At 72.2% G+C, this 23,767-nt stretch carries 23 protein-coding genes; 13 read left to right on the top strand and 10 right to left on the bottom strand.

Annotation, left to right across the window (positions count from 1 at the left end; genetic code table 11):
- Positions 1–36: 36 nt before the first annotated feature.
- On the bottom strand, positions 37–1,239 hold the full coding sequence (locus tag EKO23_RS08115) for an NAD(P)/FAD-dependent oxidoreductase (protein WP_134716023.1): 1,203 nt from the start codon (positions 1,237–1,239) through the stop codon (positions 37–39).
- The gene (gene folE, locus EKO23_RS08110) at positions 1,236–1,904 is read right to left on the bottom strand and encodes a GTP cyclohydrolase I (RefSeq protein ID WP_134716021.1); all 669 of its coding nucleotides are present in this window, start codon (positions 1,902–1,904) and stop codon (positions 1,236–1,238) included. The genes EKO23_RS08115 and folE overlap by 4 nt, the downstream gene beginning before the upstream one ends.
- Positions 1,905–2,045: 141 nt before the next feature.
- Between folE and EKO23_RS08105 the strand changes: the two genes are divergently transcribed.
- Together EKO23_RS08105 and EKO23_RS08100 are read left to right on the top strand one after the other, a co-directional pair.
- The gene (locus tag EKO23_RS08105) at positions 2,046–3,548 is read left to right on the top strand and encodes an MFS transporter (protein WP_217702527.1); all 1,503 of its coding nucleotides are present in this window, start codon (positions 2,046–2,048) and stop codon (positions 3,546–3,548) included.
- Positions 3,549–3,624: 76 nt separating this feature from the next.
- Entirely contained in the window at positions 3,625–4,254 is a 630-nt protein-coding gene (locus tag EKO23_RS08100) for a calcium-binding protein (RefSeq protein ID WP_134716019.1), read from the top strand.
- A 12-nt stretch (positions 4,255–4,266) separates the two neighbouring features.
- Here EKO23_RS08100 and EKO23_RS08095 read toward each other — a convergent pair whose 3' ends face one another.
- Positions 4,267–5,427, bottom strand: a complete 1,161-nt coding sequence (locus tag EKO23_RS08095; protein ID WP_134716017.1) for a serine hydrolase domain-containing protein — start codon at positions 5,425–5,427, stop codon at positions 4,267–4,269.
- A gap of 88 nt (positions 5,428–5,515) precedes the next feature.
- On the bottom strand, positions 5,516–6,760 hold the full coding sequence (locus EKO23_RS08090; protein WP_167880375.1) for an MFS transporter: 1,245 nt from the start codon (positions 6,758–6,760) through the stop codon (positions 5,516–5,518).
- 36 nt (positions 6,761–6,796) lie between these two features.
- Here EKO23_RS08090 and EKO23_RS08085 point away from each other — a divergent pair, with 36 nt between their 5' ends.
- Positions 6,797–7,504: an MOSC domain-containing protein gene (locus EKO23_RS08085; protein ID WP_134716013.1), complete on the top strand. Its 708-nt coding sequence runs from the start codon at positions 6,797–6,799 to the stop codon at positions 7,502–7,504.
- A gap of 100 nt (positions 7,505–7,604) precedes the next feature.
- On the opposite strand, the gene EKO23_RS08080 is transcribed toward EKO23_RS08085, so the two are convergent.
- On the bottom strand, positions 7,605–9,368 hold the full coding sequence (locus EKO23_RS08080) for a dolichyl-phosphate-mannose--protein mannosyltransferase (protein ID WP_246050960.1): 1,764 nt from the start codon (positions 9,366–9,368) through the stop codon (positions 7,605–7,607).
- Positions 9,369–9,421: 53 nt separating this feature from the next.
- Here EKO23_RS08080 and rsmI point away from each other — a divergent pair, with 53 nt between their 5' ends.
- The 6 genes from rsmI (at position 9,422) to EKO23_RS08050 (ending at position 16,342) form a co-directional block, all read left to right on the top strand.
- A complete protein-coding gene (rsmI, locus tag EKO23_RS08075; RefSeq protein WP_134716011.1) occupies positions 9,422–10,309 on the top strand; it encodes a 16S rRNA (cytidine(1402)-2'-O)-methyltransferase in 888 nt (295 codons plus the stop codon).
- Positions 10,306–11,196, top strand: a complete 891-nt coding sequence (locus EKO23_RS08070; protein ID WP_134716009.1) for a TatD family hydrolase — start codon at positions 10,306–10,308, stop codon at positions 11,194–11,196. The genes rsmI and EKO23_RS08070 overlap by 4 nt, the downstream gene beginning before the upstream one ends.
- Positions 11,197–11,613: 417 nt before the next feature.
- Positions 11,614–12,687 carry a resuscitation-promoting factor gene (locus EKO23_RS26425; RefSeq protein WP_281280888.1) on the top strand — a complete coding sequence of 358 codons (1,074 nt, stop codon included), beginning with the start codon at positions 11,614–11,616 and terminating at the stop codon, positions 12,685–12,687.
- A 48-nt stretch (positions 12,688–12,735) separates the two neighbouring features.
- On the top strand, positions 12,736–13,635 hold the full coding sequence (gene rsmA, locus EKO23_RS08060; protein ID WP_134716007.1) for a 16S rRNA (adenine(1518)-N(6)/adenine(1519)-N(6))-dimethyltransferase RsmA: 900 nt from the start codon (positions 12,736–12,738) through the stop codon (positions 13,633–13,635).
- Entirely contained in the window at positions 13,632–14,543 is a 912-nt protein-coding gene (locus EKO23_RS08055; protein ID WP_134716005.1) for a 4-(cytidine 5'-diphospho)-2-C-methyl-D-erythritol kinase, read from the top strand. The genes rsmA and EKO23_RS08055 overlap by 4 nt, the downstream gene beginning before the upstream one ends.
- A complete protein-coding gene (locus EKO23_RS08050) occupies positions 14,543–16,342 on the top strand; it encodes an ABC-F family ATP-binding cassette domain-containing protein (RefSeq protein WP_134716003.1) in 1,800 nt (599 codons plus the stop codon). Before EKO23_RS08055 ends, EKO23_RS08050 begins: the two co-directional genes overlap by 1 nt.
- 7 nt (positions 16,343–16,349) lie before the next feature.
- Here EKO23_RS08050 and EKO23_RS08045 read toward each other — a convergent pair whose 3' ends face one another.
- Complete coding sequence (locus tag EKO23_RS08045; protein ID WP_134716000.1) at positions 16,350–16,850, bottom strand: MarR family winged helix-turn-helix transcriptional regulator; 501 nt, start codon at positions 16,848–16,850, stop codon at positions 16,350–16,352.
- A gap of 100 nt (positions 16,851–16,950) precedes the next feature.
- On the opposite strand from EKO23_RS08045, the gene EKO23_RS08040 reads away from it, so the two are divergent.
- From EKO23_RS08040 to EKO23_RS08025, 4 genes are all read left to right on the top strand, one after another.
- Positions 16,951–17,739 (top strand): trans-aconitate 2-methyltransferase, encoded by a 789-nt coding sequence (locus tag EKO23_RS08040; protein WP_134715998.1) that lies wholly within the window; start codon positions 16,951–16,953, stop codon positions 17,737–17,739.
- Positions 17,736–18,137 carry a VOC family protein gene (locus EKO23_RS08035; protein WP_134715997.1) on the top strand — a complete coding sequence of 134 codons (402 nt, stop codon included), beginning with the start codon at positions 17,736–17,738 and terminating at the stop codon, positions 18,135–18,137. Before EKO23_RS08040 ends, EKO23_RS08035 begins: the two co-directional genes overlap by 4 nt.
- Before the next feature lie 167 nt (positions 18,138–18,304).
- Positions 18,305–19,678, top strand: coding sequence for an FAD-binding oxidoreductase (locus EKO23_RS08030; protein ID WP_134715995.1), 1,374 nt, complete (start codon positions 18,305–18,307; stop codon positions 19,676–19,678).
- Between the two features lie 72 nt (positions 19,679–19,750).
- A complete protein-coding gene (locus tag EKO23_RS08025; RefSeq protein WP_134715993.1) occupies positions 19,751–20,221 on the top strand; it encodes a hotdog fold domain-containing protein in 471 nt (156 codons plus the stop codon).
- 13 nt (positions 20,222–20,234) lie between these two features.
- Here EKO23_RS08025 and EKO23_RS08020 read toward each other — a convergent pair whose 3' ends face one another.
- The 4 genes from EKO23_RS08020 to EKO23_RS08005 form a co-directional block, all read right to left on the bottom strand.
- Entirely contained in the window at positions 20,235–21,113 is an 879-nt protein-coding gene (locus tag EKO23_RS08020) for an amino acid ABC transporter permease (RefSeq protein ID WP_134715991.1), read from the bottom strand.
- The gene (locus EKO23_RS08015) at positions 21,110–21,805 is read right to left on the bottom strand and encodes an amino acid ABC transporter permease (RefSeq protein WP_134715989.1); all 696 of its coding nucleotides are present in this window, start codon (positions 21,803–21,805) and stop codon (positions 21,110–21,112) included. Before EKO23_RS08015 ends, EKO23_RS08020 begins: the two co-directional genes overlap by 4 nt.
- 92 nt (positions 21,806–21,897) lie before the next feature.
- The gene (locus tag EKO23_RS08010; RefSeq protein ID WP_134715987.1) at positions 21,898–22,788 is read right to left on the bottom strand and encodes a glutamate ABC transporter substrate-binding protein; all 891 of its coding nucleotides are present in this window, start codon (positions 22,786–22,788) and stop codon (positions 21,898–21,900) included.
- A 53-nt stretch (positions 22,789–22,841) separates the two neighbouring features.
- Positions 22,842–23,618, bottom strand: a complete 777-nt coding sequence (locus tag EKO23_RS08005; RefSeq protein WP_134715985.1) for an amino acid ABC transporter ATP-binding protein — start codon at positions 23,616–23,618, stop codon at positions 22,842–22,844.
- Positions 23,619–23,767 lie beyond the last annotated feature (149 nt).

The raw sequence follows: 23,767 nt of genomic DNA, 5'->3' as shown, positions 1-23,767 counted from the left end.
CGGGTATCCCCCGGCGGGCCGTCGGCGTTCCTGCCGTCAGCCGGAGACTGCGTCGGCGAGGGGTACGTCGGGGTCCCGGTGCGCCGCGGTCGCCTTGCTGCCGACGGCCGAGCGCAGGTGGTCGATCGCGTCCCAGTCGTCGATGTGCATGCCGGCCACCACCCGGTCCGCCTGGATCCACAGGAACGTCGACGGCTTGCCGTCGTCGTTGCGGCGGACCACCACCTCGTCGTATCCCTCCGGCCCCAGGGTCCCGACGTACTCCATGCCCAGGTCGTACTGGTCGGTGAAGAAGTAGGGGAGCGCGGTGTAGGGCTCGTCGCTGCCCAGCATCACCCGGGCCACGTGCTTGCCCTGGTTGATCGCGGTGTCCCAGTGCTCGACCCGGATCCGCCGGCCGAGCACCGGGTGGTCGTGGTTGGCGACGTCGCCGGCGGCGAACACGTCCTGGTTCGCGGTGCGCAGCGCCGCGTCGACGAGCACCCCGTTGTCGACCTCGAGCCCCGCGGTCGCGGCCAGCTCGACCGACGGCACGGCGCCGATACCGACGACCACCAGGTCGGGGTCGACCTCGTGGCCGTCGGAGAGCCGCACCCGGGTCCGGCCTGCCCCGTGCTCGACGGACTCGACCGACGTGCTCAGCCGCAGGTCGACGCCGTGGCCTCGGTGCAGCTCGGCGAACAGCGGCGCCACCTCGGGGCCGAGGACGCCGAGCAGCGGGAGCTCGGCGGTCTCCACCACGGTGACCTCGGCACCGGCCAGCCGGGCGGCGGCCGCGACCTCGAGGCCGACCCAGCCGGCGCCCACGACCAGCACGTTGCCGGACAGCCGCGACTTCAGCAGCAGCGAGTCCTCGATGGTGCGGAGGTAGAGCACCTCGGCGCCGCTGCGGTCGACCGCCGGGAGGTGGCGGGGCTGGGCGCCGGTCGCGACCAGGAGTCGGTCGTAGTGCAGCTCCTCGCCGCCGACGCTCACCTTGCGCCCGTCGAGGTCGAGCGAGGTGACCGCCGAGCCGGTCCGCAGGTCGACGTGCTGGTCGCCGTACCACTGCGCGTCGTGCACGAACACGGAGTCCGGCTCGTCGTTGCCGAGCAGCACGCCCTTGGAGAGCGGTGGCCGTTCGTACGGCGGGTGCGGCTCGGCCCCGAGCAGGGTGATGTCGTCGGTGTACCCCTGTGCGCGCAGCTCCTCGACGGCGTTGGCGCCGGCCAGGCCGCCTCCGATCACGACGATGTTCATGCAGACCTCCTGGTGAGGGCGAGGAGCTCGGCGCGGCTGCGCGGGTCGTCCCGGAGCCGGCCGAGCAGCGTCGAGGTGACCGTCCGGGCGCCGATCGCCCGGGCGCCCCGGACGCTCATGCAGGTGTGCTCGGCCTCGATCACCACACCCACACCGTACGGCGCGACCAAGCGCTCGAGGTGTCCCGCGACCGTGCTGGTGAGACGCTCCTGGGTCTGCGGCCGGCGAGCGTGGAACTCGACCATCCGGGCCAGCTTGGACAGCCCGAGGATGCGCTCGCCGGGCAGGTAGCCGACGTGCGCGACCCCGGTGAACGGCAGCATGTGGTGCTCGCACAGCGAACGCACCGGGATGTCCTGCACCAGCACCAGCTCGTCGTACCCCTCGTCGTTGGGGAACGTGGTGAGGTCGAACTCCGGCGCGGTGGTGAGCTCGATCAGCGCCTGCGCCATCCGGCGGGGCGTGTCCGTCAGGTGCGCGTCGTCGAGGTCCAGTCCGAGCGCGACCAGCAGGTCCGCCGCGGCGGCCTCGGCGGCGTCCGGGTCGACGGCCGGGCGCCGGTGGGTGATCCGCGGGCGCCAGGGGGCGGGGGCGGACCGGTCGATCCGTCCGGGGTCGATCCGGTCGGGGTCGAGCGTGTCGTCGAACGTGGGAGAGGCGGTCATGGTCCGGGAACGTAGTCGCGTCGACGTTCTAATGTCAAGAGTATTGTCCTTTAGAAGACTTCGCCTGTTCCGGGGGAGTCCGGCGGACCGGCGGGGGCGGAGCGTGGGCGCTGGCCAGGAGGCGACCCGGGAGGAGCGGCCGTGGACCGGTCGGCGGAAGGTGGGCACGCGCTCGGTGTGCTCCTCGCGACGTGCATCTCCACGCTGGTGGTCAATGCGAACACCTCCGCGGTCGCGATCCTGCTGCCGGCGATCAGCGAGGACACCGGGATGTCGGTGGACACGCTCCAGTGGGCGGTGACCGGCTACTCGCTCGTCGGCGCCGCGGTCATCGTCACCTCGGGCTCGCTCGGGGACGTGTTCGGGCGCAAGCGGGTCTTCCAGCTCGGGCTGCTGCTGTTCGTGGCGTCGTGCGTGCTGATCGCGCTGGCGGGATCGGGGGAGGTGGTGATCGCCGGCCGGATGATCCAGGGCGCCGCCGGGTCCACGATCCTGGCCTGCGGGTTGAGCCTGCTCACCGTGGCCAACAGCGGCCAGGAGCAGGTGCGGGCGGTGTCGCTGTGGGGTGCCGCCGCTGCGGTCGGGGCCGCGGCCGGCCCGCTGGTCGGCGGCGTCCTCGTCGACGTGACCGGCTGGCAGGGGCTGTTCTGGCTCGACGCCGGGATCGCGGTCGGCTGCATGCTGCTGACGGCCGCCACCGTCGCGGAGTCCCGCGACCCCGACCGGCCCCGGTCGATCGACTACCTCGGGTCGGTGCTGGTCGCGTTGACCCTGGCACCGCTGATCCTCGCGTTGAGCAAGGGCGGCGACTGGGGCTGGGTGTCGGCGGCCACGCTGGTCAGCCTGGGCGTGTGCGTGGTGGCGGGCATCGCCTTCGTCGCGGTGGAGCGCCGGGTCGCCGTACCCCTGCTCGACCTGGCGCTCCTGCGCAACCGGGTGCTGGTCGGGTCGACGGTGGCGATCCTGATCGGCGCCGGCACCATCAACGCCCTGATGTACGTGCTGAGCCTCTACTTCCAGGACCCGAGCGCACTGGGCTTCAGCCCGCTCGAGGCCGGCCTGGCGACGCTGCCGGCCACCGTCGGACTGGTGGTGGTCGCGCCGCTGGTCCCGAAGCTCGCGGCCAAGGTGGGGGGCCGCGAGGTGGTGGGGATCGGCTTCCTGCTCACGACGATCGGGTTCGCCTGGGTCGGCCTCGCCGACTCGTCGTGGAAGTACGGCGCGTTCCTGCTGCCGCTGGTCGTGGTCGCGGTCGGCATGGGCATGTCCAACGGCCCGGCCTCGGCTGCGTCGACGGCCTGCGTCCCGGTGGACCAGGTCGGCGCGGCGTCCGGGGTGTCCAACATGGCGCGGTACGTCGGCGCTGCCGTGGCCACCGCGCTCGCGGCGACCGTCTACAGCACGGTCACCTCCAACCAGGTCGCCGACGGGCAGGCGCGCAGCGAGGCACTCGCGTCGGGACTGGCCGCGACGTCCTGGCTGATGGCGGTGTTCAGCCTCGCCGGTGTGGCCATGGTCGTGGTCATGGGCCGGAGGGCGCGCGAGGCGCGGGGCACCCTGGGCGACTCCGCCGCAGCCGCCGCCGCCCACACCCACACCCTGCCGACCACCGCGACCGGCCACGCGGAGCCCGCGACCACGTGACGACCGGGGTGTTCCGCGCTCCCGGGGACGCGCACCCGTGCACCGAGGATCCAGAGCAAACGAGAGGGCCGATGACATGACGAACACGATGACCCGCCGGCGGGCTGCGTTCGCCGCCGGGACGGCCGCGGTGGTGTGCGGAGTCGTGCTGGCGGCGCCGGCCTCCGCGCGGACCGTCGTGGGGACCCCGGGACCCGACCGGATCATCGGAACGAGGGGCGACGACGTGCTCCGTGGGATGGGCGGGGACGACGACCTCGAGGGACGCGCGGGCGAGGACCGGGTCTTCGGCGGCCCCGGGCGCGACACGATCCTGCTCGGCCCGGGCGGCGTCGACGTCGCGAAGGCGGACCTCGTCGACACCGCGCACGGCGGCTCGGGCATGGACCTGATCCGCGGCGGCTCGGGTCCGGACCTGGTCCTCGGCGACGCGGGCGACGACCGGCTGTTCGGCGGTCGCGGCAACGACGTCATCCACGGCGGCCCCGGCGACGACCGGATCTGGGGCGGCGAGGCGAGGGACGACGTACGTCCGGGCCGGGGGGCCGACCTGGTCCGGCTCGACCGGGGCGCTGACCACGTGTTCCTCCGCAACGACGCCGCGCCGGACCTGGTCCTGTGCGGCCCGGGCCGCGACCGGGTCGACCGCGACGAGGTGGACCCGCAGGACGAGTTCGTCTCCTGCGAGACGGTCGTGAACCCCTAGATAGGCGTGCCCTCAGTCCGCGAGCTGCAACGCGACGGTGTCGTCGACGATCGCGGCCAGGGACGCCGGGCCGATCAGCGGGTCACGCACGTCGCTGGTGGCCACCACCACGAGCGACAGGTCGGGCACCACCTCGATCAGCTGCCCCCCGAACCCCAGCGCGAAGTACGCCGGGCGGTCGGCCGCGGTGCCCGTCCACCACTGGTAGCCGTAGCCCATGCCCGAGACGTCGAGCATCTCGAGGTGGTTCGTGGTCGCTGCGCGCACCCATTCCTCGGGCACCACCTGCTCGCCCTTCCAGCGGCCGCCCTGGAGGTAGAGCTGACCCAGCTTCACCAGGTCGGCCGCGGACAGCTTCAGCCAGGCGTAGCCGAGGTTGACGCCGGTCGGGTCGGTCGGCCAGACGTGCCCGGCCCGGACGTAGGCCGCCGCGTCCCCGGCCCGGAGCTGCAACGCCGGAGCCTCGGCGGTGTCGATGCCGAGCGGCCCGAGCAGCTCTCGCCGCGCGTAGTCGAGCACCGACGTCCCGGTCGCCTCGGTGAGCACCGCCGCGAGCAGGTGCGAGCCAAGGCTGGAGTACGCGAACGTTCCGGGCTCACCGGTGATCCCCTTCTCGACGATCGACGCGACCCAGTCGTCGCTCCCCGGGAACTCCGACCGGTAGGCCGGCCACACGTCGGGGTCGGCGGGCAGGCCGGCGGTCATGGTCAGCACCTGCTCGAGCGTGGTCCCGGCCATCTCGTCGTTCATCCGGTCGGCATACGACGGGAGCAGGTCGGCGAGCGTGTCGTCGCGGCGCAGCAGCCCCTCGCCCTCGGCGATCCCGACCAGCGTGCCGACGACGCTCTTGGTGACCGACATGACGTTGGCCGGGCGCCTGCTGTCGCGGCCGTAGTGGAGCCGGACCAGGGGTCGTCCGTCCTGGTAGACGAGCACCGCCCGGAGGTTCTCGTAGGTCCCGGTCCCGGAGGCCAGCACCGCATCGAGCTCCGAGGAGAGCCGTCCGCCGTCGAGAGGGACGGCCGGTGACGTCGGCGCCACCGGCGCGCCGGGCGAGGCGGACGGGCCGGCGTCGTCGGAGCCGGCGTCGCCCGAGCACGCGGCCCCGGCCAGGCACAGGGCGAGGACGGGGAGGGCACTGCCGACCCTGCGGATCCACGCTCGTCGTCCCATGACGACTCCCCACGCTGCCGTTCCGTTGTCCACGCTATTCCTTGTGGCTGCGGGCGGGCGTTCCGGTTCGGCGCGGTCCAGACCAAGCTCAGGCGGGGGCCCCGCGGGGCAGGGTGCGGACGCTCGGTACGGCGGCGATCCCGACCGCGACCAGCAGTCCCACCACCGACATCCCGACCAGCGTCACGTGCACGCCGTACGCCGCGGCGACCACGCCCGTGACCAGGTTCCCGAGCGGGATCACGCCGGCGCTGGAGAGGTAGTCGTAGCTCGACACCCGCGACAGCGAGCGGTCGGGGATGTGCTCCTGCAGCGAGGTCTCCCAGAGCGTGAACATGCCGGTGACGCAGATGCCCGCGAGCAGCTCGAGCCCGGCGATGCCCCAGTCGCTCAGCCCGCTGCCGATGAACGCGGCCTGGCACGAGGCCCCGACCAGCAGGATCGCCGCCACGCGCAGCGCGAACCGCGGCCGCCAGCGCAGGAACACCAGGTCGCCGATGATGCAGCCGATCCCGAACCCGGCGGTGATGATCGCCCACGACCGGGCACCCGCCAGCTCCGCGTCGGCCAGCACCGGCCCGATCACGTGGACCGCCGGCAGCACCACCGCGTGGTACGTCGCCATCCCGGCCAGGAACGCCAGCACCCAGGAGCGGGAGCGGATCTCGCGCCAGCCGCCGCGCAGCCCGTCCCAGAAGTGGTCGGTGCCGGCTACCTCGTCCTCGTCCGCGTGCTCCTCGACCACCCGCGGTCGCAGCGGCAGCAGCAGCGCCACGCTGACCGCGAACGTCGCGGCGTCGAACAGCAGTGCGCCACCGGGACCGCCGGCGAACGCGACCAGGGTCGCGGCCAGCACCGGCCCGGCGACGGACGCGACCGAGAAGGTCAGCCCGCGCAGGGCGTTGGCCGGCTGCAGGTTGGCCGGCGCCACCGTGGCCGGGAGCAGGCCGGTGAAGGAGGGCGCGAAGAACGCGTCGGAGGCGCCGTACAGCGCGGCGATGACGACCAGGTGCGGCACCTCGGCGTGACCGGTGACCAGCAGCAGGCCACCGACGAGCTGGCAGACCATCCGGACCGTGTCGGAGGCCACCAGGATCCGCTTGCGGTCGTGCCGGTCGGCCAGCACGCCGGCCGGGAGCGCGAGCAGGACGAACGGCAGGAACTGGGCCGCGGACACGACGGCCACGTCGCCGACGTCGCCGCCGACCGCGAGCACCGCGAACGGCAGCGCCACCATGACCACCCGGTCGCCGATGATCGACAGCACCTGGCTGCCGAACAGCAAGCGGTACTGCGGCTCGTCGCGCAGCACCGCCGGCAGCAGTCGGGTCACGAGGGCATCGTGGCAGCCCGCTGGCATGATCGGCGCATGGTTTCCGGAGCAGGGACGGTCGCGCTCCTGCGGCGCTACCCCGTGAAGTCGCTGTCGGGGGAGGACCTCGACGAGCTGTACGTCGACGCGCGCGGCGTGGCCGCCGACCGGCTCTGGGCGGTGCGCGACCCGGACGGGAAGCTCGGCAGCGGCAAGTCGTCCCGGCGGTTCCGCAAGATGGACGGGTTGCTCGAGCTCGCTGCGACGTACGACGGCGAGGTGCCGGTGATCGTGCTGCCGGACGGGAACACCGTGCGCGGGGACGACGAGTCCGTGCACCGGGCGCTCAGTGTGCACGTCGGGAGGGACGTGCGGCTGGCGCGTGAGGACGACGTCCCGCACTTCGACGACGGCCCGGTGCACGTGGTCACCACGTCGGCCCTGGCCGCGGTCGCCGCCGCGCACGGGTCACCGGTCGACGTCCGGCACTTCCGGCCGAACGTCGTCCTGGACACCGGCCGCACCCCCGGATTCCCCGAGGACGACTGGATCGGTCGGCGCCTGCTGGTCGGCGAGGCCGAGCTCGAGGTGGTCGCCCCGATGCCGCGGTGCGTGATGGTGACCATGCCCCAGGTGGGCGTGGCCGGCGAGCGCCACCTGTTGCACACGGTCACCGACCTCCACGACACCGACTTCGGCGTGGTCGCCGAGGTGCGCCGCCCCGGCCGCATCGCCCACGGCGACACCGCCCACCTCGGTGGTTGAGGAGGGAGCGTCCCGAAGACCACCTGGCGGCGAGGGGTCTTGGTTCCGCGACGGTCGCAGAGCGACCTCCTCGACCAGCGGCCCCGGCCCGACGGCGGTGTCAGACCCAGCGGGAGAACCAGATCCGGTCGAACCATTCGGACTTCGTGAGCAGCCCGTTGGTCCAGATCGGCCAGAACCACGCGAAGTTCAAGATCACCAGCACCACGAACGAGCCGGCGATGATCGTGCCGATCGTGCGCCGTGGGGTGGGCGACCGGTCGGGCCCGAGGATCTGCCCGAGGGTGAGCGTGAGCGCGAGGATCGTGAACGGCAGGATCGACGACGCGTAGAAGCTGAAGATCGGCCGCTGGTCGTTGAGCTGCCACGGCAGCCACATCGACAGCGCCCCGACCACGGCGAACCCGAACCGCCAGTCCCGACGCAGCACCCACGCGACCACGGCGTAGGCGAGCGCCAGCGCACCGGCCCACCACAGCACCGGGGTGCCGATGAGCAGCACCTCGCGCAGGCAGTTGGAGCCGTCCGGGGCCTGACAGCCCTGCGACCCGGGCTTGATGTCGTTCTCGACGTTCACGCCCACCGGCCGTGACAGCAGCAGCCAGCCGCCGGGGTCGGACTGGTAGATGTGCTTGGAGCAGTTCAGGAAGTGCGTGTGGAACTCGTAGACGTCGTGGTGGTAGTACCAGAGCGACCGCAGCGACTGGACCAGCTCGCCCGGCCCCGACGCGTCCGGCTCGGTCGCGGTCGGCCACCGCTTGTCGTCGTCGAGCTTCACGATCACGTCGCCCTTCTTGGTGCAGCCGTCCTCGGCGGAGACGAACCGGGTGTACTGCGTGGACGACAGGTGCTGTTCGTACTCGTGGGCGTGCACAAGCCAACCCGTCCACGACGCGACGTAGACGACGAGCGCCACCACCACCAGGTGCAGGAACGCCGGTACCCCGTCGAGGACGGTCGCCTTCGGCAGCGGCCACCGCACACCGATGCTGCGACGGGCGCCGGCGTTCCAGAACAGCACGAGCACGCCGAACGCCGCGAGCGCGTACGCCGCGCTCCACTTGGTGCCGCAGGCCAAGCCGAACCAGATCCCGGCGGTCAGCAGCCACGGCCGGAACCACAGCCGCGGACCCCAGCCGCCGATCCCGCCGGCGTCGACCCCGCCGGCGTCGACCCGGTCCGCGAACCGGCGCCGGGTCCAGTCCCGGTCCGCGACCAGGCAGGACGCCGCGAGCAGCAGGAAGAGCGCGAGGAAGATGTCGAGCAGCGCCAGCCGCGAGAGCACCAGCATCATGCCGTCGAAGCAGAGCAGCAGCCCGGCCACGCAGCCCAGCAACGTCGAGCCGGTCAGCCGTCGCGCCAGCCGGCACATCACCAGCACCATCAGGGAGCCCGCGACGCAGGCCGCGATCCGCCAGCCGAACGGATCCATGCCGAACGCCTTCTCGCCGAGCGCGATCAGCCACTTCCCGACCTCGGGGTGCACGACCATCGACGGGTCGCGCTGCCAGATCCCGGTCGTCCGGCCGTCGAGGATCCGGTCGTTGGCGGAGTCGACGTACCCGCGGACGTAGCCGTGGTTGAGCATCGACCAGGCGTCCTTGGCGTAGTACGTCTCGTCGAACTCGAACTCGCGCGGTGTGCCGAGGTGCCAGACCCGCAGCACGAACGCCAGCACCGCGATCGCCACCGCGGCGGTCCACCCGACGATCGGGTCCTCGAGCCGGGCCAGGGGTCGGAACCGCTCCCGGGCCGGCGGGACGACGTCGCCCGCGGCGGTGCGCGACAGGCTCACGGTCGGCCGGGGGTCGGTCTCCGCGGGCCGGTCGTCGAGGCCCTCGTCGGCCGTGTCCACGGGCGTCACGCGGGGAACTCTACGTGCCGGGCCGCAGCGCGCCGGGCCGGCAACGTCCTGACATGATCGGTGCCGTGACCCCCACCGACTCCGCCGGCCTGCTGGTGCTGGCGGCCACCCCGATCGGCCGGGTGGCGGACGCCCCACCGCGGCTGGCCGAGGAGCTCGGCAGCGCCGACGTGGTCGCAGCCGAGGACACCCGCCGACTCAAGCGGCTCGCGGCCGACCTCGACGTGACCGTCACCGGTCGGGTGGTCTCCTACTTCGAGGGCAACGAGGCGACGCGCACCCCGCTGCTGCTGGACGCGCTGCGCTCGGGCGAGCGAGTGCTGCTGGTCACCGACGCCGGGATGCCGAGCGTCTCCGACCCCGGCTACCGCCTGGTCGCCGCGGCGGTGGCCGAGGACCTGGCCGTGACCGCCGTACCGGGCCCGTCGGCGGTGCTCACCGCGCTCGCCGTGAGCGGGCTGCCGGTCGACCGGTTCTGCTTCGAGGGGTTCCTGCCCCGCAAGGCCGGCGAGCGGTCGCGCCGCCTGGCCGACCTGGCCGCCGAGCAGCGCACGATGGTCTTCTTCGAGGCCCCGCACCGCACCGCCGCCGCGCTGACCGCGATGGCCGGGGCGCTCGGCGACGACCGTCCTGCCGCGGTCTGCCGGGAGCTGACCAAGACCCACGAGGAGGTACGCCGCGGCCCGCTGCACGACCTCGTCGTCTGGGCGGAGGCGGGGGTGCGCGGTGAGGTGACGATCGTCGTGCAGGGCGCGACCGCGGTCGCCGAGGTCGGTGACGACCCGGCGCTGTGGCGGGACCTGGTCGCCGAGCTCGAGACCGGGGGGATGCCACGGAAGCAGGCGATCCTCGACGTGGCCCGCCGGGCCGGCGTCCCCAAGCGCGAGGTGTACGACGCGGTGCACCGGCCCGCGGCGCACGAGAGCGAGGAGCAGGCATGACCGACGGGCCGATCCGCAGCAGGTCCGCCACCGAGGAGGCGAGCGGCAGCCGGCGCGACCGGACCCGGCCGCCGGCCCCCGAGCCGCTGCCGCACCCCGTGGCCGACAACCACTGCCACCTCGACATCAGCGACGGCGACGACTGGTTCAGCACGGAGGAGGCGATCGCGGCCGCGGCCGAGGTCGGCGTCACCCGGATCGTGCAGATCGGCTGCGACCTGCCCGGCGCCCGCTGGGCGGTGGAGGCGGCCGAGCGGCACGACGCGCTGGTCGCCGGCGTCGCGCTGCACCCGAACGAGGCCCCGGGCCTCGCCGAAGCCGGCGAGCTGGACGCGGCGATCGACGAGATCGAGCGGCTGGCGACATCGAGCGACCGGGTCCGGGTGGTGGGGGAGACCGGGCTCGACCACTTCCGGACGGGACTGGAGGGCCGGGACGCGCAGGTCGCGTCGTTCCGCCGGCACATCGACCTCGCAAAGCGCCTCGACAAGGTGCTGATGATCCACGACCGCGACGCCCACGACGAGGTGCTCCGGGTGATCGACGAGGAGGGTCCTCCCGACCGCTGGGTCATGCACTGCTTCTCCGGCGACGCCACGGTGGCCCGCGCCTGCCTCGACCGCGGCGCCCACCTCAGCTTCGCCGGCACGGTCACCTTCAAGAACGCCGGGGCCCTGCGGGGGGCGCTCCGGGTGACCCCGTGGGACCGGATCCTGGTCGAGACCGACGCCCCGTTCCTCACCCCGATGCCCTACCGCGGGCGTCCCAACGCGTCGTACCTCGTGCCGCTGACGATGCGGGCCATGGCCGAGGTCCGGGGGGACGACCTCGGAGGGCTCTGCGCCGCCGTCGATGCGACCACGACGGCCGTGTTCGGCGCCTGGTGAGGACGTCCGGACGGCGCGGCCGAAACCTGGTGAAGACCGTCGCCGAGCCGGTGGTACAGACCGCGAAACACCCCGGGTGACCGGAAACACGTCCACCCCACGACACGCGAGTTGACCTGCGCAAACGCCGGACCGGTCCGGTCCCGGCCCTCCCCAGGCGGTCGCCGAGGAGTTTGTCATGTCCGATTTGGGCACTTAGGGTCGTTGGCTTGTTGGCCGGGATCGGGACTGATCACCTGTCGGCGCACCGGTGTCCGGACGTTGGGCACCGACGTTCCACCGCATCCCGCACGTCCCGCCCGAGGGTCGTGCGCGGGTGCAGCGCCGGCCCCGAGGCCCGGGGAGAACGACGTCTGGAGACCCGTGCGCTCACGCCTCGCACATCTCAGCAAGAGCAAATCCGTCCTCGTGGTCCTCGTGACCGCGGTTGCGCTCGCCCTGGTCGGCACGACCATGGGCTACGCAGCCCTCAGCAAGGAGGTCACCCTCTCGCTCGACGGCGAGACCCGCACCGTGAGCTCCATGGGCTCGACGGTCGGTGACGTCCTCGAGAGCGAGGACATCGAGGTCGACGACAAGGACATCGTCAGCCCCGGCCTCGACGAGAAGGTCGACGACGGCACCCGTATCGCGGTCCGCTTCGCCCGCCCCCTCGAGCTGGAGGTCGACGGTGAGGTGCGCACCTACTGGGTCACCTCCACCGACGTGGACAGCGCGCTGTCCGAGATCGGCCGCCGCTTCGCCGGCGCCGACCTGTCCGCCAGCCGTGGTGCCGAGATCGACCGTGGCGGCATGAGCCTCACGGTGGTCACGCCCAAGAAGCTGACGATCAAGGTCGGGAAGGACAAGCGCACCAAGCGCGAGGTCGCCGGGCTCACCGTCCGCGACGTCCTCGACAAGCTGAAGGTCGACTACGACAAGGACGACATCGTGAAGCCCGGCCTGGGCACCGAGGTCTCCGAGGGCGACAAGATCACCGTGACCAAGGTCCGCGTGTCCACCAAGCGCGTCGACGGTGAGAGCATCGACTTCGACACGGTCGAGCGCGAGGACTCCTCGATGTACGAGGGCGAGACCGAGACCGTCCGCGCCGGGCGCGAGGGCAAGCGTGACGTCGTCTACCGCCTCACCTACCGCAACGGCGAGCTGTTCGCCACCAAGGTCGTCAAGGCCGACGTGCTCCGCAAGCCGGTCGACGCGATCGTCCGCGTGGGCACCAAGCAGAACGCGCCGAACTTCGCCGGCGGCAGCACCGTCTGGGACCAGCTCGCGCAGTGCGAGGCCGGCGGCAACTGGGCCATCAACACCGGCAACGGCTACTACGGCGGTCTCCAGTTCAACCTGAGCACCTGGCACGCGTACGGCGGCAGCGGCTACCCGCACCAGAACAGCCGGGAGACCCAGATCGCGATCGCGACCAAGGTCCGCGACGCCAACGGCGGGTACGGCGCGTGGCCGGGCTGCGCCTCGAAGTTGGGCCTGCCCACCTGACCGACCTGACCCTGCGGCAGACGCGCGGCCGTGACTAGGCTGGCGCCCATGCCCGAACCGGCCGACACCACCTCCGCCGGGCCGAGACTCCTCGGCCCGGCGGAGGTGCGTTCGCTGGCGGCCGCGGTCGACGTCCGCCCGACCAAGCAGCGCGGCCAGAACTTCGTGATCGACCCCAACACCGTGCGCCGGATCGTGCGGGAGTCGGGGATCACCGCCGACGACGTCGTGGTCGAGGTCGGCCCCGGCCTCGGCTCGCTGACCCTCGCCCTGCTCGCGGTCGCCCGCCGGGTGGTGGCGATCGAGGTCGACCCGGTGCTGGCGGAGGCGTTGCCCGGCACCATCGCCGAGTTCGCCCCTGACCAGGCGGCGCACTGCGAGGTGCTGCTCGCTGACGCGATGCGGGTCGAGGAGGTCCCCGGACCGCCGCCCACGGCGCTGGTGGCCAACCTCCCCTACAACGTGTCGGTGCCGGTGCTGCTGCACCTGCTCCAGCTGCTGCCGTCGCTCGAGCACGGCCTGGTGATGGTGCAGTCCGAGGTCGCGGACCGGCTGGCGGCCCGCCCCGGCTCGAAGGTCTACGGCGTGCCGTCGGTCAAGGCCGCCTGGTATGCCGACGTGCGCCGCGCGGGCGCGATCGGCCGCAACGTGTTCTGGCCGGCCCCGAACGTGGACTCGGGCCTGGTCGCCTGGACCCGCCGCGAGCCGCCGGCCACGACCGCCACCCGCGAGCAGGTGTTCGCGGTCGTCGACGCGGCGTTCGCCCAGCGCCGCAAGACCCTGCGCTCCACCCTGAAGAACCTGGCCGGCTCGGCCGCGGCCGCCGAGGCGGCGCTTGCCCACGCCGGCGTCGACCCGATGGCACGCGGCGAGGCGATCGGGGTCGAGGAGTTCGCCCGGATCGCGGAAGGACTGCACGGGGGACTGCCCGGGAGCGCCACGACATGACCTCCCTCCACGAGACCGGGGTGACCGTCCGCGCCCCGGCCAAGATCAACCTGCACCTGGGTGTCGGCCCGGTCCGGCCCGACGGCTTCCACCCGCTGGCCACCGCCTACCAGGCGATCTCCCTGTTCTCGACCGTCACCGCCACCCCGGCCGACGACTGGGCGGTGACCTGCACCGGCCAGGTCGGCATCGACACCGCGGGCGTGCCGCTGGACGACACCAACCTCGCCCTGCGGGCCGCGAAGCTGCTGGCCCGCGAGCACGGCGTCGACCAGCCGGTGGCCTTGCACCTCGACAAGGGCATCCCGGTGGCCGGTGGCCTGGCCGGTGGTTCCGCGGACGGTGCGGCCGCGCTGCTCGCCTGCAGCCTGCTGTGGGACCTCTCCCTACCCCCCGCCCGGCTGCTCGAGCTGGCCGGCGAGCTCGGTTCCGACGTCCCGTTCGGGCTGGTCGGCGGCTCCGCGTCCGGCCACGGCCGCGGCGAGCTGGTCGAGCCGCTGGAGGACCACGGCCGCTACGACTGGGTGGTGCTGACCTTCGACACGGGCATGTCCACGCCCGCGGTGTACGCCGACTTCGACGTGCTCCACGAGGGCGTCGAGGTCCCCGACCCCGAGATCCCGCCGGCCCTGGTCGCGGCGCTCCGGGCCGGCGACGCCCGCGCGCTCGCGGACGCGGTCGGCAACGACCTCCAGCCGGCGTCGCTCCGCCTGCGGCCCCAGCTCGCCGAGCCGCTGCGCGCCGGCCTCGACGCCTCGGCGTACGCCGCGCTGGTGTCGGGCTCCGGCCCCACGTGCCTGTTCCTGTGCGGCGACCCGGACCATGCGGCGTCGGTGGCGGCCGCGCTCTCGCCGTACGGCCGGGCCCTGGTGTGCCACGGCCCCGTCCCCGGCGCGACGGTGCTGTGATGGCCAACCTCGTGAACCTGGAGCGGGTCTCCAAGGCGTACGGCGTCCGGCCGCTGCTCAGCGACGTCTCCCTCGGCATCGCGGTGGGGGAGCGGGTCGGCATCGTCGGCCGCAACGGCGACGGCAAGACCACGCTGCTCGAGGTGATGAGCGGGCTCGAGGAGCCCGACGCCGGCCGGGTCTCGCGGGCCCGCGGGCTGCGGATCGGCTACCTCCACCAGGGCGACGAGCTCTCCGACACGCACTCGGTCCGCGAGGCGGTGCTCGGCGGGAAGGCCGACCACGAGTGGGCCGCCGACGCGACCACCCGCCAGGTCGTCGAGGAGCTGCTGGCCGGGATCACCCTCGACCGCGCGGTGCTCGGGCTCTCCGGCGGCGAGCGTCGGCGCTGCTCGCTGGCCGCGCTCCTGCTCGACGAGCACGACCTGGTGATCCTCGACGAGCCCACCAACCATCTCGACGTCGAGGCGGTGGCCTGGCTGGCCGAGCACCTGGTCGGGCTCTCATCCGCGCTGGTCGTGGTCACCCACGACCGCTGGTTCCTCGACGCGGTCTGCCAGACCACGTGGGAGGTCCACGATGGCGTGGTCGACTCCTACGACGGCGGGTACGCCGCCTTCGTGCTGGCGAAGGCCGAGCGGCAGCGCCAGGCCGCGGCCTCGGAGGTGCGCCGGCAGAACCTGGTGCGCAAGGAGCTGGCCTGGCTGCGCCGCGGCGCCCCGGCCCGGACCTCGAAGCCGAAGTTCCGCATCGACGCCGCCAACGCGCTCATCGAGGACGTCCCGCCGCCGCGCGACCGGCTGGAGCTGCAGCGGTTCGCCACCCAGCGGCTGGGCAAGGACGTCCTCGACGTGGAGGACGTCGACCTGACCCGTGGCACCCGGCAGCTGCTCTCGCACGCCACGTGGCGGCTCGGGCCCGGCGACCGGGTCGGCATCGTCGGTGTCAACGGTGCCGGGAAGACCTCGGTGCTCTCGCTGCTCTCGGGCGAGCTGGCGCCCGACGTCGGCCGCGTGAAGCACGGCCGGACGGTCGCGCTGCAGCACCTCACCCAGCAGGTCGACGACCTCGACCCGGAGGCGCGGGTGCTGCCGACCATCGAGTCGATCCGCCGGGTCACCCGCACCGCCGACGGCGAGGTCTCGGCGACGGCGATGCTCGAGCGCTTCGGCTTCACCGGCGACAAGCTGACCGCCCGCGTGGGCGACCTCTCCGGCGGCGAGCGGCGGCGGTTCCAGCTGCTGCGGCTGCTGCTCACCGAGCCCAACGTGCTGCTCCTCGACGAGCCGACCAACGACCTCGACATCGAGACCCTCAACGTCCTCGAGGACTTCCTCGACGGCTGGCCGGGGACGCTGGTGGTGGTCTCGCACGACCGGTACTTCCTCGAGCGGGTCACCGACTCGACCTGGGCGCTGCTCGGCGACGGGCAGATCTCGATGCTGCCGCGCGGGGTGGAGGAGTACCTCGAGCGTCGCCACGCGAGGGTCGAGGCCGAACGGCAGGCCGAAGCGGCTGAAGCCCGTCCCGCGGCCGCTCCTGCGGCCGTGGAACAGGCGGTCGCCCCCAAGGCCCGTGCCGGCAGCGCCGAGGAGCGCGCGGCCCGCAAGACCCTGGCCCGGCTCGACAAGCAGCTCGAGCGGATCGCCGCGCGCGAGGCGGAGCTCAACGCGGAGATCGCGGCGCACGCGCAGGACTACGAGAGGCTGGCCGAGCTGAGCGCCCGGCTCGACGACCTGGCCGCGGAGAAGGACGAGGTCGAGCTCGAGTGGCTCGAGGCGGCCGACGTGCTGGAGTAGCCCGACCTCAGTCCGCCACCGGCCCGTTGAACGGCGTCATCAGCGTCCGCAGCAGGGTGGCCAGGCGGGTCCGGTCCTTCTCGGGCAGGTCCACCAGGAGCTCCCGCTCGGCGTCGAGCAGCGCCTCGAACGCGCCGTCCACGGTCGAGCGGCCGGCCGGGGTGAGCCGGACCAGCACACCACGCCGGTCCTTCGGGTCGGGGAGCCGCTCCACCAGTCCGCGAGCCGCCAGTCGGTCGACCCGGTTGGTCATGGTGCCGCTGGTCACCAGGGTCTCCTTGATCAGGCGGCCGGGGGAGAGCTGGTAGTCGCCGCCGGCCCGCCTCAGCGCGGCCAGCACGTCGAACTCCCAGGACTCGATGGCGTGCTCGGCGAAGGCGCGCCGGCGGGCGAGGTCGAGGTGCCGGGCCAGCCGACCGATCCGGCTGAACACCTCCACCGGAGTCAGGTCGAGGTCGGAGCGCTCGCGCCCCCACGCCTCGACCAGCTCGTCCACCTCGTCCCGCATGGGCCCATGCTAACCGGATCCGTCGAGAATCTTGACATCAAGACAGATTGTGGGGAGCATTGGGTTTTATCTTGATGTCGAGATACATCGGAGGCGGCGCATGGCGCACACCTGGGACCCCGGCCACTACCTGACGTACGCCGGCGAGCGTGGCCGGCCCTTCGTCGAGCTGCTCCAGCGAGTCGACGCCGACGCCCCGGCCACGGTCGTGGACCTCGGCTGCGGTCCCGGCAACCTGACCGCGCTGCTGGCGCAACGGTGGCCCGGAGCACGCGTCACCGGCCTCGACTCCAGCCCCGAGATGGTGGAGGCCGCCCGGGCCGCCGAGCCCGGCCTCGCGTTCGCGGTCGCCGACCTCCGCGACTGGGTCGCCGGCGACGCGCCGCCCGTCGACGTCCTCCTCTCCAACGCCACCCTGCAGTGGGTGCCCGGCCACCTCGACCTGCTGCCGGCCCTCGCCGGCCGGGTCGCCCCGGGCGGCTGGCTGGCCTTCCAGGTCCCGGGCAACGTCGACGAGCCCAGCCACACGATCCGCACCGGGCTCGCCGCGGAGGAACGGTTCGCCGCCCACACCGCCGGCGTCGCGGTGCCGAGCTCGCACGATCCCGCGACGTACCTCGAGGCCCTGGCCGGCCTCGGCTGCACCGTCGACGCGTGGGAGACGACGTACCTCCACGTGCTGACCGGCGAGGACCCGGTCTTCACCTGGGTCACCGGCACCGGGGCCCGGCCGACGCTGCAGGCGCTGCCCGACGGGCTGCGCGAGGAGTTCGCCGCGGAGTTCCGTCGCCGCCTCGCCGCGGCGTACCCGACCCGCCCGTACGGCGTGGTCCTGCCCTTCCGTCGGATCTTCGTGGTCGCGCAGGTTCCGGGCGGGGTGGACCGATGAGGCTGCACCACGTCCAGCTCGCCTGCCCGCGCGGCGGGGAGGCGGAGGCTCGCCGCTACTGGACCGACGGGCTCGGGCTGACCGAGGTGCACAAGCCGGCCGACCTGGCCGGGCGTGGCGGCGCCTGGTTCCGTGCCTACGACGGCTCCGGCGGGGTCACCGCCGAGGTGCACGTGGGCGTCGAGGAGCCGTTCACGCCGGCCCGCAGGGCGCACCCGGCGCTGCTGCTCGACGACGTCGTCGCGCTGGCCGAGACCGCCGACCGGCTGGCCGGTCTCGGCTTCGAGGTCGACTGGACCGAGCGCCACACCTTCCCCGGCCACCAGCGCTGCCACACCCGCGACGGCCACGGCAACCGGGTCGAGCTGCTGGCCCCGATCGGTGCGGACGCGCCCTAGCGACCCGCCTGCGGAATTCAATGGCGCGCCTGTGCCATGGCGACGGCCGCGGTCCGGGTCTAGCGTCGGCTGCTGGAGGGCCGAGCCGCGGATCGTTGCGCCTCGTGACGCCCTCTCGACGCCCCTGTCGCTCGACCCGAACCACTCTGAGCAACAGGAGGAGCCACATGAACGCCACGCTGGACGCGCTGCGCGAACAGACCAGGGGCACGGTGATCGGGCCGGAGGACGACGGGTACGACGTCGCGCGCACGGTCCGCAACGGCATGATCGACAGGCGGCCCGCGGTGATCGTCCGGCCGGCCAACGCCGGCGACGTGATGACCGCCGTCCGCTTCGCCGCCGACAGCGGGCTGAGCGTCGCGGTGCGCGGCGGCGCGCACAGCGTGCCCGGGTTCGGCACCTGCGACGACGGCGTGGTCGTCGACCTGTCCGGCATGCGGGCGGTCCGGGTCGACCCGCTGACCCGGACAGCGCGCGTCGAGGGCGGGGCGACCTGGGGCGACCTGAACGACGCGACGTACGCCTTCGGGCTGGCCACGACCGGCGGCATCATCTCGACCACGGGCGTCGGCGGCCTCACCCTCGGGGGCGGGATCGGCTACCTGGCCCGGGGCCTCGGCCTGGCCCTGGACAACCTGCTCTCGGCCGACGTGGTCACCGGTGACGGCAGCTTCCACGTCGCCAGCGAGAAGGACGACGCCGACCTGTTCTGGGCGATCCGCGGCGGTGGCGGCAACTTCGGCGTCGTCACGTCGTTCGAGTTCCGGCTCAGCCCGGTCAAGGACATCTACGGCGGACCGATGTTCTTCGAGCTGGACAAGGCCGGCGACGTGCTCCGGTTCTACCGGGACTTCATCGCCGACGCCCCCGAGGAGCTCGGCTGCTTCCCGGCGTACCAGATCGCCCCGCCGCTGCCGTTCATCCCCGAGGACCGTCACGGTGAGCCGTTCATCGCGATGGTGACCTGCTGGGCGGGCGACCTCGACGCGGGGGAGAAGGCGTTGCAGCCGATCCGCGACGTGGCGCCCCGGGTGGCCGAGATGGTCGGGCCGATGCCCTACCCGGCGCTCAACAGCGCGTTCGACGCGCTCGTCCCGCCGGGGCTGCACCACTACTGGAAGGCCAACTTCGTCAAGGAGCTGACCGACGACGCGATCGCCGCCCACCTCGAGCACGGGCCGAAGCTGCCGGCGGTGAACTCGACGATGCACATCTACCCGATCAACGGCGCCTGCCACCGGGTCGCCCCGGACTCGACCGCCTTCGCCTACCGCGACGCGACCTTCGCGACGGTGATCGCGGGGATGTGGCCGCCCGACCAGGTCGACGACGCGGCCGGCACGGCCTGGGTCCGCGACTACTACGACGCGACGGCACCGCACTCCGAGGAGGGCGGGTACATCAACTTCATGGCCGAGGACGACCAGGAGCGGATCCGCGCCAACTACAAGGGCAACTACGACCGGCTGGCCGCGATCAAGAAGACCTACGACCCCGGCAACCTGTTCCGGCACAACCAGAACATCCGGCCGGCCTGACCCCCGTCAGCCGCTGAGACCTCGCCCACAACCCGTGGGCGAGGTGCCGGAACACGTTCTAGTCTCGGCGGCATGCCTGCCGTGCTCGACCTCTGGAACAAGACCACCGCGCTGCCCGGGGGCAAGCGCCTGTTCTCGATCGCCTTCGCCCAGAAGGCGCCGTACTTCGCGACCATCCGGCCGCGGTTCGTCGAGATCCGGCCGAACCGTGCCGCGCTGGTGATCCCGAAGCGGCGCGGCGTCCACAACCACCTCGGCACCGTGCACGCGATCGCGCTGTGCAACGGGCTCGAGGCCGCGATGGGTGCGCTCGCCGAGGCCACCATCCCCGCGGGCAAGCGGTGGATCCCCAAGGGCATGGACGTCAGCTACACCGCGAAGGCGACCAGCGACATCACCTGCATCGCCGAGACCGACCCCGAGCAGTGGGAGTCCGACGATCCCGACCTGCACGTCCGCGTGCGCGGCGAGCGGGCCGACGGCGAGGTCGTGATCACCGGCGTCATCAAGCTCTGGGTGACCCCGAAGCCGCCGAGGGCCTGAGCCGTCCCGCCTCCTAGATCCGCCCGCCACCCTGCGTGGCGCCGGTGTCCGCGTCGGTGATCCCGAACGGCGTGGGCGCCAGCGCCTTTTTCTCGCCGACGATCCGCTTCTGCACCCAGGTGGCGATCGCGGAGAGGATGAGGTTCACGACCACGTAGATCGCCGTGATCACGATCGCGACCTGCACCTGGTTCTGGAACTCGCCGTAGATCTGCTTGCCGACGAAGGTGAGGCCGGGGGAGGAGATGTAGTAGCCGAGCGCGGTGTCCTTCAGCGCCACCACGCACTGGCTGATGATCGACGGCAGCATGATCTTGACCGCCTGCGGCAGCAGCACCAGGTTCATCACCTGGGCCTTGCGCATGCCGACGGCGTACGCCGCCTCCGCCTGGCCGCGGGGCACGGCCAGCACGCCGGCCCGGAACACCTCGGCCAGCACCGCGCCGTTGTAGACCGTCAGCGCGATCACCACGCACCAGTACGACGAGAGCACGGCGTCCTTGCCGAGCCCGTAGGCGAAGTAGAGGAAGATCATCATCAACAGCACCGGGACGGCGCGGAAGAACTCCACGACCACCCAGCTCGGCCAGCGCAACCAGCGGTGCTCGCTCATCTTGCCGACGCCGAACACCAGGCCGAACACCAGCGCCCCGATGATCGCGCTGAACGCCATCTTCAACGTGTCGAGCAGGCCCCCCCAGATGGCCTGCACGTACTCGGGGGTGACGAACGGCTCCCACAGGGCGTATGCCAGCTGGCCGTTCCGGTCGAGCCGGAGCAGGACGGCGAGGACGAACCCGACCAGCGCGAGGATCGTCAGCACGGTGTAGACGCGGTGCCGGACGACTGCCTTGGGCCCGGGCGCGTCGAACAGGATGTTGCTGGTGTTCATCGTGCCGCCTTCCACCGTCGCTCGAGGACCAGGGACGCTGCCGAGACAACCTCGACCAGAAGCACGTAGACCAGCGCGAAGAGCAGGAACACCTGGACGTCCTCGGTGGTCCGGTTGTTGAAGTACTTCATGCGGGCGGCCGCCTCGATGATGCCGAACGCCGCCGCGACGGAGGTGTTCTTGAGGAGTGCGATCAGCACGCTGGTCAACGGCGGCACGGTCGCGCGCAGCGCCTGCGGCAGCACCACCTGCGTCATGGTGCCGCCGAAGGTGAGCCCGACCGCGCGCGCCGCCTCGGCCTGGCCGAGCGGCACCGAGTTGATCCCGGACCGGACCGCCTCGCAGACGAACGTGCTCGTGTAGAGGCTGAGCGCGAGCGTGGCGCGGAAGAAGTACGCCGAGATGAAGACCTGGCCGAACGCGTCCTCCTGGAAGGACTCGATCGACTTGAAGGTGATGTCGATCCGCGGCAGCGCGATGACGACGAAGATGAACACCATCAGCAGCGGGGTGTTGCGCACCAGGGTCACGTACGTCGCCGCGGCGCGGCGCATCACCGCGACCGGGCCGACCCGCATCGCGGCGAGCGGCAACCCGACCGCCAGCGACGCGATCCCCGCGGCGAGGAACAGGCCGACGGTCATGCCGAAGGCCCTCACTACGAGGTCGAAGTTGTTCCAGACGTCGTCCACGCCTCACTCCTCACACGGCTGCATCGCACTGCGGGACGGCCCGCAGGCGTCGGGGGACCCGGCGTACCGGATCCCCCGACGGTGTGCGTCGATCAGGACTTGCAGGGGTCCATCTGCGGCGGCTCGGGCGTCTCCGCCCCCGATTTGCCGAGGGTGGCCTCGAACGCCTTGGCCCAGTCGCCGTTGTCCATCGACTCCTGGAGCGTGTCGGTGATCCACTGGCACATCTCCGGCGACTCCGGCGAGTAGCCCACGCCGATCCGCTCCTCGGAGAACGGCTCGCCCACGACCTCGAGGTCGTCGGGGTTGAGCGCCGCGTAGCCGAGCAGGATGCTGCCGTCCGTGGTCATCGCGTCGATCGCGCCGTCGAGCACCTGGTCGCGGCACTCGGAGTAGGTGTCGAAGCCGCGCGGCTTCATGCCCTCCGCCTCCGCGTTGTCGATCGACGTCGACCCGGTGACCGAGCAGACCTCCTTGCCCTTGAGGTCGTCGACCGAGGAGATGCCGCTGTCCTTCTTGACCAGCACCTGCTGGCCGGTGAGGAAGTAGGGCCCGGCCTGGCCGACCTCGGCCCGACGCTCGTCGGTGATGGAGTACGACGCGAGCACCAGGTCGACCTCGCCCGACTTCAGGAACGGCTCGCGGTTGTCGGAGATGGTCTCCTTCCACTCCACGTTGTCGCTCTCGGGGTCGATGCCGAGCTTGCTGACAAGGATCTTGGCGATCTCGACGTCGAAGCCGGAGGGCACGTCGTCGGTGGCGCCCTTGAACCCGAGCCCGGGCTGGTCGTACTTCACGCCGATGACGATCTTGCCGTCGTCGGCGATCTCCTTCATGCGGGTGCCGTCCTCGAGCTCCGACGCGGCGTCCGTGTCGGCCGAGACGTCACTGCCCTCGTCGTCGCTGCCCGCGTCGCCGCACGCGGCCAGCGTGAGCAGCAGGCTGGCGCAGACGAGGGTCGCCCTGGTCCTGGTGAATCGCATTCTGTCTCCCTTGTCCGAGGTGGATGGCTAGTGCGAAACAGTCGTGGGTGTCCTCAGTGCTTGAGGATCTTGCTCAGGAAGTCCTTGGCGCGGTCGGTCTGCGGGTTGGTGAAGAACTCCTCGGGGGAGTTCTCCTCGACGATCTGACCGTCGGCCATGAAGACCACGCGGTCGGCTGCCGTCCGCGCGAAGCCCATCTCGTGGGTGACCACGATCATCGTCATGCCCTGCTTGGCCAGGTCGACCATGACGTCGAGGACTTCCTTGATCATCTCGGGGTCGAGCGCCGAGGTCGGCTCGTCGAAGAGCATCACCTTCGGGTCCATCGCCAGTGCCCGCGCGATCGCGACGCGTTGCTGCTGGCCCCCGGAGAGCTGGGCGGGGTACTTCGCTGCCTGGTGCCCGACGCCGACCCGGTCGAGCAGCTCCTTGGCCCGCGTCTCGGCCTCCGCCTTCCCCTTCTTGCGCACCTTGATCGGCCCGAGGGTGACGTTCTCGAGGATCGTCTTGTGGGCGAAGAGGTTGAAGCTCTGGAAGACCATGCCGACCTCGGCACGCAGCGCGGCCAGCGCCTTGCCCTCCTGGGGGAGCGGCTGGCCGTCGAGCGTGATCGTGCCCCGGTCGATGGTCTCGAGACGGTTGATCGCCCGGCACAGCGTCGACTTGCCGGCGCCGGAGGGGCCGATGACGACGATGACCTCGCCCTTCCTGACGGTCAGGTCGATGTCCTTGAGCACGTTGAGCTCGCCGTACCACTTGTTCACGTCGCTGAGGACCACGAGCCCCTGGCCGGAGGAGGTCGGGGCGGAGGCCGGTTCGGTCGCCGTCATTGGAGCAACCTAGCCTCAGCTGGTCTGGTCAGGCCATCCCGGATGGTCCAAACGGGCCAGTCGGGACCATTCCGTGACCTGCCGGACGGGCCGGAGCCTCGACGTCCGAGCGGCGAACGTGCAGCTTCGCTGGCGGGATGCGGGCCGCC

The organism is Nocardioides guangzhouensis, assembly GCF_004519545.1.
GTDB lineage: Bacteria > Actinomycetota > Actinomycetes > Propionibacteriales > Nocardioidaceae > Nocardioides > Nocardioides guangzhouensis.
Note: the sequence above shows the minus strand (reverse complement) of the source record. Positions and strands in the feature narration are given on the sequence as shown.

Bases quoted from the DNA above. Each gene is read 5' to 3' on its own strand.
- EKO23_RS08070 (WP_134716009.1), top strand. From the start codon at position 10,306: ATGACCGACGGGCCGATCCGCAGCAGGTCCGCCACCGAGGAGGCGAGC.
- EKO23_RS08040 (WP_134715998.1), top strand. From the start codon at position 16,951: ATGGCGCACACCTGGGACCCCGGCCACTACCTGACGTACGCCGGCGAG.
- EKO23_RS08025 (WP_134715993.1), top strand. From the start codon at position 19,751: ATGCCTGCCGTGCTCGACCTCTGGAACAAGACCACCGCGCTGCCCGGG.
- EKO23_RS08115 (WP_134716023.1), bottom strand. From the start codon at position 1,239: ATGAACATCGTCGTGATCGGAGGCGGCCTGGCCGGCGCCAACGCCGTC.
- folE (WP_134716021.1), bottom strand. From the start codon at position 1,904: ATGACCGCCTCTCCCACGTTCGACGACACGCTCGACCCCGACCGGATC.
- EKO23_RS08100 (WP_134716019.1), top strand. From the start codon at position 3,625: ATGACGAACACGATGACCCGCCGGCGGGCTGCGTTCGCCGCCGGGACG.
- EKO23_RS08005 (WP_134715985.1), bottom strand. From the start codon at position 23,618: ATGACGGCGACCGAACCGGCCTCCGCCCCGACCTCCTCCGGCCAGGGG.
- EKO23_RS08030 (WP_134715995.1), top strand. From the start codon at position 18,305: ATGAACGCCACGCTGGACGCGCTGCGCGAACAGACCAGGGGCACGGTG.
- EKO23_RS08045 (WP_134716000.1), bottom strand. From the start codon at position 16,850: ATGCGGGACGAGGTGGACGAGCTGGTCGAGGCGTGGGGGCGCGAGCGC.
- EKO23_RS08095 (WP_134716017.1), bottom strand. From the start codon at position 5,427: ATGGGACGACGAGCGTGGATCCGCAGGGTCGGCAGTGCCCTCCCCGTC.
- EKO23_RS08020 (WP_134715991.1), bottom strand. From the start codon at position 21,113: ATGAACACCAGCAACATCCTGTTCGACGCGCCCGGGCCCAAGGCAGTC.
- EKO23_RS08085 (WP_134716013.1), top strand. From the start codon at position 6,797: ATGGTTTCCGGAGCAGGGACGGTCGCGCTCCTGCGGCGCTACCCCGTG.
- EKO23_RS08055 (WP_134716005.1), top strand. From the start codon at position 13,632: ATGACCTCCCTCCACGAGACCGGGGTGACCGTCCGCGCCCCGGCCAAG.
- EKO23_RS08050 (WP_134716003.1), top strand. From the start codon at position 14,543: ATGGCCAACCTCGTGAACCTGGAGCGGGTCTCCAAGGCGTACGGCGTC.
- EKO23_RS08035 (WP_134715997.1), top strand. From the start codon at position 17,736: ATGAGGCTGCACCACGTCCAGCTCGCCTGCCCGCGCGGCGGGGAGGCG.
- rsmA (WP_134716007.1), top strand. From the start codon at position 12,736: ATGCCCGAACCGGCCGACACCACCTCCGCCGGGCCGAGACTCCTCGGC.
- EKO23_RS08010 (WP_134715987.1), bottom strand. From the start codon at position 22,788: ATGCGATTCACCAGGACCAGGGCGACCCTCGTCTGCGCCAGCCTGCTG.
- rsmI (WP_134716011.1), top strand. From the start codon at position 9,422: ATGATCGGTGCCGTGACCCCCACCGACTCCGCCGGCCTGCTGGTGCTG.